Genomic DNA, 12045 nt, shown 5'->3' with positions numbered 1-12045 from the left:
GATATTCGAATACATCCCGGAGCTTCGCACCGAAGAATCTAAAATCGGATCCGATGAAAAGGCTGCGTGGAAAATGTGCGGCGGTTGATTTGGTAGGCTGCGACGTGAGAGACACACGTTATCCGGTCACGGTATCAGAGGGTACCGGCAGAGGCAGATGGGCGCGAGCTGTCTGCGAACAAAGGTGGTAACACGGGAATTTTGCCCCGTCCTTTTTGGAGGACGGGGCTTTTTTATTTTATAGAAAAATGTGTCTTGTGAAATCACAGACGTTCCAAAGTACCTTTATTGTTCTGTTTTGAGAATGATTTTCGGAGAGAAAATAAAGGATGAATCGGATGTATTTTTGAAAAAAGGAATCCCGTGGAGAAGCAAAACGAGTAAGCAAAATTATTTTTTATAAAAAGGAGTAAACAGGAAAATGCAGATTTACGAAGAATTAGTAGCCAGAGGCCTGATCGCCCAGGTTACAAACGAAGAAGAGATCAAAAAACTGGTCAATGAAGGAAAAGCCATTTTCTATATCGGTTTTGACCCGACCGCAGACAGCCTTCATGTAGGTCATTTCATGGCACTGTGCCTGATGAAACGTCTGCAGATGGCAGGCAACAAGCCGATCGCATTACTTGGCGGCGGCACCGGCATGATCGGCGATCCGTCCGGACGTACGGATATGCGCCAGATGCTGACACCGGAGACGATCCAGCACAACTGCGACTGCTTCAAAAAGCAGATGAGCCGTTTCATCGATTTCTCCGATGACAAGGCGCTCTTAGTCAACAACGCAGAGTGGCTGATGAATCTGAATTATGTAAACTTACTGCGCGAGGTTGGACCGCATTTCAGTGTCAACCGCATGCTGACTGCTGAGTGCTACAAGCAGAGAATGGAGAGAGGTTTAAGCTTCTTAGAGTTCAACTACATGATCATGCAGAGCTACGATTTCTACATGCTGTACCAGAAATACGGCTGCAACATGCAGTTCGGCGGCGACGATCAGTGGAGCAATATGTTAGGCGGTACCGAGCTGATCCGCAGAAAGCTTGGCAAGGACGCACACGCGATGACCATCACCCTGCTGTTAAACTCCGAGGGCAAGAAGATGGGCAAGACCCAGTCAGGCGCTGTATGGCTGGATCCGAACAAGACCTCCCCGTTCGAGTTCTACCAGTATTGGAGAAACGTCGCTGACGCGGACGTATTAAAATGCCTGCGTATGCTGACCTTCCTGCCGCTTGAGCAGATCGATGAGATGGATAAATGGGAAGGCAGCCAGTTAAATACTGCAAAAGAGATCCTGGCTTACGAGCTGACCAAGCTGGTACACGGCGAGGAAGAGGCTGAGAAGGCACAGGCAGCAGCGAAAGCACTGTTTTCCAGCGGAAATGCAGCGAATATGCCGACCTACGAGCTGACAGAGGATGATTTCAACGGTGATGAGATCGATATTCTCTCCATCCTGCAGAAATCCGGTCTGGCTCCGTCCCGTTCCGAGGCAAGAAGAAATGTCGAGCAGGGCGGCGTATCTGTAGACGGAAACCAGGTAAAGGATGTTAAGGCAGTCTTTACGAAGGATCAGCTTTCCGGCGAAGGAATGGTTGTCAAGAGAGGTAAGAAAAACTTTAAGAAGGTTGTTCTGAAGTAGGATGTCTGGGGAAATTCACCTGCCTTGTTTGAGAGCAGAATGAAACTCAGTATAAAAATCAGAATCACGCCGCCGGCGATCTCTGCCCGGGCTTTCAAGCAAAGTCCGAAGAGATGTCCGGCGGCGTTTCGGATCATGGAGAGAAACAGAGCAGATCAGAAACCATATCTTACATTCACTCCCACAAAAATTACCCAAATTTTACATAAACGATACCAAAACATGATTTCTGTAAATCCAGGAATCTTTTATACTGCGTACTGTAAGAAATCAAGGATAAAAAACTCTGAGAGAAAAAAGAGAGAGGAAAGAGGAATTTTATTATGAAGAAAAATATTCAGAAAACAATCGCAGTATTAGGAGCAGCCGTTCTGGCAACTGGAATGGTAGGATGTGGTTCCAGCAATACAAATACAAGTACAGCAGACACAAGCGCAGATAGCAGCGCAGCTGAAAGTGGTGCAGCAGCAGATACAACCGAGAACAGCGCAGATACAAAAGATTTAAGTGGTTCTATCACCCTGGCAGGTTCCACTTCGATGGAAAAATTTGCAAACGCACTGGCAGAAACGTTCATGGAGAAATATCCGAACGTGACTGTACAGGCTGAATTTACCGGCTCTTCCGCAGGTATCGAGTCCGTGCTGGCAGGTCAGTGTGATGTCGGTGATTCTTCCAGAGCATTAAAGGATGATGAGAAAGCAAAAGGTGCTGTTGAAAATATCGTAGCCATCGATGGTATCGCCGTTGTCGTTGACCCGTCCAACGCTGTAGATGGTCTGAGCAAGGATGACCTGACCGGCATTTACGACGGAAGCATCACAAACTGGAAGGATGTAGGCGGCAGCGATATGCCGATTGTCGTAGTCGGACGGGAAGCAGGTTCCGGTACAAGAGGCGCATTTGAGGAGCTTCTGGGTCTGGAAGATGCCTGCAAATATGCAAACGAGCTGGATTCCACCGGTGCAGTTATGGCAAAAGTAGCATCTACACCGGGTTCCATCGGATACGTTTCCCTGGATGTAGTCGATGATACCGTTAAGGCAGTTAAACTGGATGATGTAGAGCCGACTGAGGAGAACATCAAGGCAGGCAGCTATTTCTTAAGTCGTCCATTCGTTATGGCAACCAAGGGAGAAATTTCTGAGCAGAACGATCTGGTACAGGCGCTGTTTGATTATGTATACTCTGCAGAAGGCGATGACCTGATTAAATCGGTAGGTCTGATTACTACGAAGTAAGAAACTGCATCGGAATTTGTGAATGTGGATAAAATTACCGGTGGAAACAGGTAAGGATAGAAAAATCAGAAATTCACGAATACACATAATATTGAATAGATTCAAACAATATCGAGTCGCTTGCAGTCAAGCCGCAGAAAGGAAACTCTGCTTTGACCGAAAGCGGCTCGCTGTTCAATCCGAGACAGGAGAGACATATGCACGAAAAGAAATTTACCATTTTTGGAAGCCATGCCACGAAATCAGCGGTAGAGAGGGCAGCGGAAATTATTTTTACCGCCTGCGGCCTTCTGGCAGTGGTGGCAGTTTTTTCAATTACCTTATACATGATTATCAGCGGTACTCCGGCACTTTTTAAGGTGGGTGTTCCGGAAATCTTATTTGGAACCATCTGGAAGCCGACTGGAAATCCGGCGTCTTTCGGAATCCTCTACGTTATTTTAACTTCCATCGTCGGAACCTTTCTGGCGATCCTGATCGGTGTTCCGATTGGGCTGTTTACCGCCATCTTTCTGGCAGAGGTTGCGCCGCCGAAGGTAGCGGCAGTGGTCCGCCCGGCGGTTGAGCTTCTGGCAGGTATTCCGTCGGTTATCTACGGACTCTTAGGAATTTTGATTTTAAATCCCCTGATGTATAAGCTGGAAATGAAAATTTTTGCCGGTTCCACGACGCATCAGTTTACCGGTGGTGCGAACCTGATATCGGCGGTTCTGGTTCTGGCAATCATGATTCTTCCCACCGTCATCAATATCAGCGAGGCGTCGCTTAGGGCGGTCCCGAAACATTTAAAAAGCGCATCACTGGCGCTCGGTGCAACGCATATCCAGACGATTTTCAAAGTAATCGTTCCGGCGGCGCACTCCGGCATCATCACGGCGGTGGTTTTAGGCTGCGGACGTGCGATCGGGGAGGCAATGGCGATCAGCCTGGTATCTGGAAGTTCAGTCAATCTGCCGCTTCCATTTAACTCTGTCCGTTTCCTGACGACCGCGATCGTGGCGGAAATGTCTTATTCAGAGGGACTTCACCGGGAAGTGCTCTTTACCATCGGTCTGGTGCTGTTCGTATTTATCATGTTTATCAACACGGTGCTCAGCCGGATGTTTGTGAAGGAGGGCGGCGCAAATGACCGATAATGGAATGAAAAGTATTTACCAGAAGCGCACCCGCATCGGGGACAATATCTTAAAAGTGTTGATTTATCTGGCAGCTGGCGTGGCGATCGCGTTGTTAGTTGGCATCATGGGGTATGTGTTTGTGCGCGGCCTGCCGCAGGTTTCCTGGCAGTTTCTGTCCACGGTGCAGAGCTCTTTAAAGGGCACCTTTGGTATTCTGGGAAATATCATCAACACGATTTACATCATTGTAATTACCCTCATCATTGCAGCGCCGATCGGAATCGGCTCCGCCATTTATCTGAACGAATATGCAAAGCCGGGAAAACTGGTGCGGACGATTGAATTTACAACCGAGATCCTGTCCGGTATTCCGTCGATTATTTTTGGCTTGTTCGGTATGGTCTTTTTCGGAATGACGCTGAAGCTGGGCTATTCGGTTCTGACCGGATCCTTCACGCTGACCCTGATGGTGCTTCCGCTGATTACGCGGAACACACAGGAAGCACTCAAAACCGTTCCGGACAGCTACCGCAGCGGCGCGCTGGGAATCGGTGCAACGAAATGGTATATGATCCGGACAATCCTGCTGCCGAGCGCGGCACCGGGTATTCTGACCGGCGTCATTCTTTCGATTGGACGTATCGTGGGAGAGTCGGCGGCGCTTCTGTTTACTGCCGGAAGCGGCTTCCAGCTTCCGAAAAACCTGTTTGGAAAACTGTTTGAATCGAGTGGCACGCTGACCATCCAGCTCTACCTGTCGATGCAGAAAGCAAAATACGATCAGGCGTTTGGAATCGCGGTCGTGCTTCTGATTATCGTGCTGGGAATCAACCTGCTGACGAGATTTTTGACCAGCCGGTTTGATGTGACAAAATTAAAATAAAGTAAAAAATGAGGAAATGATATGGAGACAAAAATTTCTACGTCGGATTTGAATCTGTACTATGGAAACAATCATGCATTAAAAAATATCAATCTGGATATATATGAAAATCAGATCACAGCGTTTATCGGACCGTCCGGCTGCGGTAAGTCTACCTATTTAAAGACATTGAACCGCATGAACGATCTGGTGCCGAATGTGACAATCAATGGAAAGGTGTTGATCGACGGCGAGGATATCTACGATCCGAAGGTCGATACGACGCTTCTTCGCAAGAAGGTTGGCATGGTATTTCAGCAGCCGAACCCATTTCCAATGAGTATTTATGACAATATCGCGTATGGACCGCGGATTCACGGTATCAAGGGAAAGGCAGAGCTGGATGCGATCGTAGAGAAGAGTCTGCGCGGCGCGGCCCTGTGGGATGAGGTCAAGGACCGCCTGAAACGTTCTGCACTGGGACTTTCCGGTGGACAGCAGCAGCGTCTCTGCATCGCACGTGCGCTGGCAGTTGAGCCAGAGATTCTTCTTATGGATGAGCCGACCTCGGCACTGGACCCGATTTCCACGCTGAAAATCGAGGATCTGATGGGCGAACTCAAGAAGAATTATACCATTGTCATCGTTACCCATAATATGCAGCAGGCGACCCGTATTGCGGACTATACGGCATTTTTCCTGGTAGGAGAGGTAGTCGAGTATGCACCGACGACGGATCTGTTCTCGCATCCGCGTGAAAAGAAGACAGAAGACTATATTACCGGACGGTTTGGATGATAGGCGTAAGATTGAGGATTTAAAAATAAGTAGAAAATCAGTTTGCTGTTCAGAAGTGGAAATTTTCTGGGCAGAAAACAGGGGAGATGGAGAGGAGATACGGGATGGCGACGAGAGAGGCATTTATACAGGAGTTAGAAGGGCTGAATCAGGAATTGAACGCGATGAGCCAGATGGTGCAGGATGCGATTGACAGTAGTTTTCAGGCGCTTACCGAGCATAATGAAGAGCTGGCACAGAAGGTCATCAAAGGAGACCGGGATGTGGACAATATGGAGCGAAAGATCGAGACACACTGCCTGATGCTGATGTTAAAGCAGCAGCCGGTTGCCAGTGATCTGCGCCATATCTCGACGGCGCTGAAGGTTGTGACCGATCTGGAGCGGATGGGTGATCAGGCGGCGGACATAGCCGATCTGTCCCTGCGTTTGGAGGATGCAGATATTAGTCTTGTAAGCAAACATCTTCCGGCCATGGTGGCAAATGTGAAAACGATGGTAAAGGATGCGATTCACGCGTTTATTGAGCGTGACACCGAGACGGCGGAGACATTCGAACAGAGGGATGATCTGATCGATGCCTTCTTTGAGCGGGTAAAACGGGAAGTGATTGAGTTTCTGAAAAAAGACGGGGATAAATCTGATGTGGCAGTCGATCTTTTGATGGTTGCTAAGTATCTGGAGCGAATCGCCGATCACGCGGTCAATGTGTGCGAGTGGACAGAGTTTTCGGACACAGGGGCTGTGGGGGATGTGATGATTCTCTAGGTTTAATTAAAATCCGGGCATGAAAAATGAAAATTAGATGCCTGGATTTTTTCCGTTCCGCATAAAATAAATAGAATATGTGGAGATAACGTGGAGTGCGATATATCATGCGTGATATAGTGCTGGAACTTTTAAGTTCATACGGATATGCGGGAATGTTTGCCCTGATTCTAATTGAGAATTTGTTTCCGCCGATCCCGTCGGAAGTGATTTTAACCTTTGGTGGATTTATGACAACATATACACGGATGAACATAGCCGGGGCAGTTCTGGCAGCGACGGCGGGCTCGGTGCTGGGGGCGCTGATTCTGTATGAGCTGGGGCGGCACATTCCCGTGCAGAAGTTTTATGCATTTTTGGGCGGGGCATGGGGAAAACGGCTGGGAGTAGAAGTGGAAGATGTGAAAGATGCAGACGGATGGCTGGAGAGAACGGGACGGTCAGCCGTCTTTTTTTGCCGGTTCGTTCCGATCATCCGAAGCCTGATCTCGATTCCGGCGGGGATGGCAAAGATGGAACTGCTGCCGTTTCTCCTTCTGACAACAGCGGGCAGTCTTATCTGGAATACGGTGCTCATCGGAGCCGGCGCGGTGGCGGGGGCATCGTGGGAACGTATTCTGGTGCTGTTAAAAACATATTCCCGCTTCGCCGTGATGGGAGCGGGAATCTTGGGATTTGCGGTGGCGTGTGTGTATTTTCGGAAACGATAACAACAGGAGAGTGAAAATTCATGCAGAAAGAGTTTATTCATTCAAGTAAAAATATATGGTGTCATTCTTTACTTCCAGCCGTGCCGTCCCATCAATCACCAGCTGTTCCAGATATGGGCGCAGGTGGCGTTCCTGACGGATGAGCTGGTCGTAGGTACCGATATGCATTCCGATCAGGCGTCGGCTTTCCTGATAAAATTCATCACGCGTCATCGGTCTCTGCAAAAGCTTTGCCAGCTCTGCGAGACGCAGACGGACAAGATCCATATTTTTGTCCGCCAGTTCCCGGATATTGCCATCAAATGGACCTTTGTGCGATAAAATCCAGTACTGGTAAGGCAGTTTTGTGATTGCTTCCTTGCTTTCCAGATCCAGACCGACGTGGTCGCAGTATGGAAGCTTGACGTGACGCAGGACATTTTCGGTTAAAAGCGCGTCTCCGGCAAAGCAGACGCCGTCCGGTGTGCCGATGACGATGTGGTCGAGGGAATGCCCCGGCAGATGGTGAACCGGGAAGGTTACGCCGCAGAGTGTCACGGAAGTATCCTCCGGCTGGATGATACAGTCAACCGGGCAGCGCTGCTCGGTGTCGATGGAAACCTTTTCCTCCTCGGAGCGCCCGAAATAATTGGTATACCGTTCCAGCGCCGCCTGGGAGGCGATCAGCCCGGCTTCGCCAAGCGACATAGCCAGTGGAATCTGAAAGGCTTCGCGCAGGCGTTTGCTGTTTCCATGATGGTCGATGTGCGCGTGGGAAACGATCAGCCCCGCCGGGGTCAGCCCGGCGTCTTTCAGAGAGCCGACCAGCTCGTCATATTCCTTTGAGTAACCATTGTCAAACAGGATGCAGCGGGTGTCGTCGATGCGGTAGATGCCGACGGCTGTTTTGCCAAGCAGGCAGTCTGTATTTCCAGAAACGTGTATGAGTTCCACGGAAAGAGTCCTCCTTTTATCATGAATAACACAAAAAGCGACGGCTGAGATATCTCCGCTGTCGCTTTTTAAGAATGCGTCTGATAGGAATCGAACCTACGCCTCAGGCTCCGGAGGCCGGCGCTCTATCCACTGAGCTACAGACGCATTACTTGTATGATACTATAATATTTAGAAAATTGCAAGTTTTTTTTCGGAAATACCGCTTGCCGAGTAACCAAATCGCCGCTATAATATTAACAATCGAATAAGTCAGGAGGCGGTCGGGTGGGAGAACCGAAAAAGAAACCGGGACGCAGCCGGAAGAACGGAACGGACTGGGAACTGCGCCGCTATGTGATGCTGCTTGCGGCGGTGATTGTATTGATTCTGATTGGCTCGGTGGCGATGTTTTCCGGGAAAATAACAAACATTCTGGGGAAAAAGGATGGCTTACCGGCAGAAATGGTGGATACAGGCGGATCTGGAATGGTGATTGAGCCGGACACGAAAGAATATATTCAGGACTTTGGCGGATGTATTCTGACAGAGAATGGCGAGCCGGGGATCACAGAGCTGATGAATACTTATTTTCAGGCAGTTTCCGACTGTGATATGGATACGTTTGTGAAGTTGTTTACCTCACAGGATACGAGTGAGGAAGAACACTACCGTCAGGAATTTGAAGAACAGAAGCAGTACATTTCCGGGTACCAGAATGTGAAATGTTATACGACGCCGGGGCTTAGGGATGGCGAGATGGCAGCGTATGTGTATTATGAGATTTTGTATACGGGCGTGGAGACACCGGCACCGAGTCTGGTGCGGATCTATGCGATCCGGGCGGAGGACGGAAGCTGGCAGATCGATGACGGGAAAATGTCCGAAGAGCTGACGCAGTATTTTGAAGAGCTGTCGGTCAATGAGGATGTACGCCTTCTCAGTAAGCAGACGGATGAAGCAATGGATGCGGCGATGGAGCAGGATGAAGCGCTGAAAGAGCGCGTGGAATTTATGAAACAGGGCGCATCTTATATGCAGGAGGAGTCAGAACCGGCTTTGTCAAATCCTTAAAATGCTTTATTGAATTCGTCTGGCTGGAAAAATAAAGTTTTTAAGGTATGGAAAGCTGAAAAGCGGATATGCCGGAGTATAGAGAAATGGTTGATAGCATATAAGATATAAAACCGATAGATTTAATAAAGTGAAAGTACAGATATAGAAAGACAAAGAGGCACAAAAAATGGATGTAAGAGATTTTTATTATGATTTACCTCAGGAGTTAATTGCACAGGATCCGCTGGAAGATCGTTCTTCTTCCCGGCTTTTAGTGCTGGATAAAAAGACGGGTGAGATGCAGCATAAGGTGTTTAAGGATATTGTCAATTATCTTCATCCGGGCGATTGCCTGGTGATCAATGATACAAAGGTTATCCCGGCGCGTCTGATCGGAAGCAAGGAGGGAACGGATGCACACATCGAGATTCTTCTTCTGAAACGCCGTGAGAACGATATCTGGGAGACGCTGGTAAAGCCGGGCAAAAAGGCAAAACCGGGAACCGTAATTAATTTTGGCGATGGTTTGTTAAAAGGAACCGTCATTGATGTGGTAGAAGAGGGAAATCGTCTGATTCAGTTCTCCTATGAGGGGATCTTCGAGGAGATTCTTGACCAGCTTGGTCAGATGCCGCTTCCACCGTATATTACACACCGTCTGAAAGATAAAAACCGTTATCAGACCGTTTATGCAGAACATGAGGGATCCGCGGCTGCTCCGACTGCCGGACTTCATTTTACCAAGGAACTGCTGGCACAGATTCAGGAAATGGGCGTCAAGATCGCGCATGTCACACTTCATGTGGGTCTGGGAACCTTCCGGCCGGTCAAGGTTTCGAATGTACTGGATCATCATATGCACTCGGAGTTCTATCGTATCGAGGAAGATGCCGCCAACATGATCAATGAGACGAAGAAAAATGGCGGACGCATCATCTGTGTCGGTACGACAAGCTGCCGGACGATTGAATCCGCAGCGGCTGAGGACGGCACGATCCGCGCGTGCAGCGGCTGGACCGACATTTTCATCTATCCGGGCTATCAGTTCAAGATTCTGGACTGCCTGATCACAAACTTCCACCTGCCGGAGTCCACGCTCGTCATGCTGGTATCCGCACTGGCAGGCAGAGAACATGTGCTCACGGCGTATGAAGAGGCGATCCGGCAGAGATATCGGTTCTTTAGTTTTGGGGATGCTATGTTTATCCAGTAGAGAAAAGGGATGTATGAAAAAGACTCATAGTGAAAGGCTATGGGTCTTTTTATTTCGAAAAATGTTTGAAAAACGGCACACCGCGTTCTCGTTACTTTAGCCTGCAAATAAAAAGTCAAGACTTAATGGGGAAAAAAATATAAAATTTTACATGGTTAAAATTAGGCACTAAAATAAGACCACCACAAGCAGTGCTGGTCTGCAAATAAAAGTTTTGAATTAGCTTGACTCAGAAAGAATACAGAGATATTCCTTCACTCGTCCATAATAAATTCTGAGAAATTTATTAGCGCCTGCAGTCATGTAAACATAGTACGGTTTACCCTGGGCACGTTTTCTGTCCATGAATTGATATACAGGATCATCTTGCGGCATTGTTTTAATAAGAACATCCATTACTTGAAAAAGAGTCTTTCTTAAATTTGAAGACCCACGTTTGGATGTTGGAACACTTTTTTGTGCATAGGAGCCAGACTCGTTTACGCCAGGATCTACCCCGGCGAAAGCAGTAAGGGCTCCTTTATGTGTAAATCTGGTTATATCACCGATCTCAGCCATAAGCTGTGGACCAAGAGATGGACCAATCCCTTTAAACTGCATAACAATCGGGTACTCTGGAAGTTTTGAGGCGGTTTCATTCATGAGAATGCGTATTGTTTCGACGGTAGCGGAAGTGCTGTTAAGCTGAGCGATAGCTTGTCTAATGATGCGTTTGGTTATTTCGTTTTTAGGAAATACCGGGACAAGTTCCGTTGCCTTGGTATAAATTTCTTCGGCTTTTGATTTATTGAAGATATATTTTTTTTGCTTGCACCAGTTTTGATAGTGTTTAACAAAAGAATTTAGAGACATTTTACGAACGCAATCTACATGCCAATACGTATAGACAAAATCAACCCATTTTTGGGAGCCATCACTGCGGGGTGGACTATTAAAATAAGTATTTGCATTTGGGTATGTCTGGTCAATGAGATTAATAAGATTATTTTTCATAGCCGTTTTTTGTTTCACATAGAAATGAAACTGACGATTCATGGCCTTTAGTTGTGTGCGCAATTCATCCACAATACTATATGGTTTAAGATTTTGCCATTTGTCAAGAGCATAGCGGGCGATCTTGATGGAATCAGCTTTGTCAGATTTAACTTTGCGAAGAGAGTCATTATTAAAGTTTTTGACTAGCTTAGGATTAACAGCACTGACAAACAGACCAGCTGCTGAAAATTGCTGAGCAAGTACTTCGTAATAGTGTCCGGTGTGCTCCATTACAATTCGTGATTCACCTTCGATAGAGTGAATAAGTTTAATTAGTGAAAGGATATCACTGGATGTGTGCTTGATCTCAAAAGGAGAGGATACAATCTCACCAAATGGTCTTAGAATTGTAACCATGCTTTTACCTTTTGAAACATCAATACCTACTGCGTTCATAAATTTGTCACTCCTTAAAAATATTACAATGGATAAATACCAGATTTACTCATTACCTGCTCAAACTACTGTGTGTGACACGAATGCACTTAATGTGATTCAACCTGCATAAAACGAACACTGTGAATGAGGAGCTGGTTATCAGTCTAAAGTACGGACGCTAAGTCCTAGTGATGAAGTCGATATACCATTGCATCCTACATTCTAACAGTTTAAGTAATGAGATGGATAAATCCTTACTGGATGTAAGGGGATTACCCATAAGTATATTGTAGTAGTGATGAGTTAGGTG

The 12045-nt window shown here is 47.3% G+C and carries 11 protein-coding genes and 1 tRNA gene; 9 read left to right on the top strand and 3 right to left on the bottom strand.

What is annotated here, in order from left to right; all coding sequences use genetic code 11:
- Nucleotides 1-421 precede the first annotated feature (421 nt).
- The 7 genes from tyrS to DWX68_RS09520 all read left to right on the top strand — a co-directional run bounded on the left by tyrS (nucleotide 422) and on the right by DWX68_RS09520 (nucleotide 7141).
- Nucleotides 422-1645 carry a tyrosine--tRNA ligase gene (gene tyrS, locus DWX68_RS09555; protein ID WP_117796015.1) on the top strand — a complete coding sequence of 408 codons (1224 nt, stop codon included), beginning with the start codon at nucleotides 422-424 and terminating at the stop codon, nucleotides 1643-1645.
- Nucleotides 1646-1968: 323 nt separating this feature from the next.
- On the top strand, nucleotides 1969-2886 hold the full coding sequence (locus DWX68_RS09545) for a phosphate ABC transporter substrate-binding protein (RefSeq protein WP_118629235.1): 918 nt from the start codon (nucleotides 1969-1971) through the stop codon (nucleotides 2884-2886).
- A gap of 197 nt (nucleotides 2887-3083) precedes the next feature.
- The gene (gene pstC, locus DWX68_RS09540; protein ID WP_118629358.1) at nucleotides 3084-4022 is read left to right on the top strand and encodes a phosphate ABC transporter permease subunit PstC; all 939 of its coding nucleotides are present in this window, start codon (nucleotides 3084-3086) and stop codon (nucleotides 4020-4022) included.
- Nucleotides 4012-4887: a phosphate ABC transporter permease PstA gene (gene pstA / locus DWX68_RS09535; protein ID WP_118629233.1), complete on the top strand. Its 876-nt coding sequence runs from the start codon at nucleotides 4012-4014 to the stop codon at nucleotides 4885-4887. Before pstC ends, pstA begins: the two co-directional genes overlap by 11 nt.
- 21 nt (nucleotides 4888-4908) lie before the next feature.
- On the top strand, nucleotides 4909-5664 hold the full coding sequence (gene pstB / locus DWX68_RS09530) for a phosphate ABC transporter ATP-binding protein PstB (protein WP_118629231.1): 756 nt from the start codon (nucleotides 4909-4911) through the stop codon (nucleotides 5662-5664).
- 104 nt (nucleotides 5665-5768) lie between these two features.
- Nucleotides 5769-6431 carry a phosphate signaling complex protein PhoU gene (gene phoU / locus DWX68_RS09525; protein ID WP_118629229.1) on the top strand — a complete coding sequence of 221 codons (663 nt, stop codon included), beginning with the start codon at nucleotides 5769-5771 and terminating at the stop codon, nucleotides 6429-6431.
- Nucleotides 6432-6538: 107 nt separating this feature from the next.
- The gene (locus DWX68_RS09520; RefSeq protein WP_118481982.1) at nucleotides 6539-7141 is read left to right on the top strand and encodes a DedA family protein; all 603 of its coding nucleotides are present in this window, start codon (nucleotides 6539-6541) and stop codon (nucleotides 7139-7141) included.
- A gap of 33 nt (nucleotides 7142-7174) precedes the next feature.
- On the opposite strand, the gene DWX68_RS09515 is transcribed toward DWX68_RS09520, so the two are convergent.
- On the bottom strand, nucleotides 7175-8074 hold the full coding sequence (locus tag DWX68_RS09515; RefSeq protein WP_182432168.1) for an MBL fold metallo-hydrolase: 900 nt from the start codon (nucleotides 8072-8074) through the stop codon (nucleotides 7175-7177).
- Nucleotides 8075-8149: 75 nt separating this feature from the next.
- A tRNA-Arg gene (locus tag DWX68_RS09510) sits at nucleotides 8150-8221 on the bottom strand.
- Between the two features lie 120 nt (nucleotides 8222-8341).
- Here DWX68_RS09510 and DWX68_RS09505 point away from each other — a divergent pair.
- Together DWX68_RS09505 and queA are read left to right on the top strand one after the other, a co-directional pair.
- On the top strand, nucleotides 8342-9127 hold the full coding sequence (locus tag DWX68_RS09505; protein WP_118629225.1) for a hypothetical protein: 786 nt from the start codon (nucleotides 8342-8344) through the stop codon (nucleotides 9125-9127).
- 169 nt (nucleotides 9128-9296) lie between these two features.
- Nucleotides 9297-10322, top strand: coding sequence for a tRNA preQ1(34) S-adenosylmethionine ribosyltransferase-isomerase QueA (queA, locus tag DWX68_RS09500; RefSeq protein ID WP_118629223.1), 1026 nt, complete (start codon nucleotides 9297-9299; stop codon nucleotides 10320-10322).
- A 219-nt stretch (nucleotides 10323-10541) separates the two neighbouring features.
- Here the strand turns inward: queA and DWX68_RS09495 are convergent, their stop codons facing one another.
- Entirely contained in the window at nucleotides 10542-11753 is a 1212-nt protein-coding gene (locus tag DWX68_RS09495) for an IS110 family transposase (protein ID WP_118293994.1), read from the bottom strand.
- Nucleotides 11754-12045 lie beyond the last annotated feature (292 nt).

It is taken from the genome of Clostridium sp. AF20-7 (assembly GCF_003479275.1).
In the GTDB taxonomy this organism is placed as follows: Bacteria; Bacillota; Clostridia; order Lachnospirales; family Lachnospiraceae; genus Otoolea; species Otoolea fessa.
The sequence above is the reverse complement of the archived record's forward strand: the minus strand, read 5'-3'. Positions and strand labels throughout refer to the sequence as shown.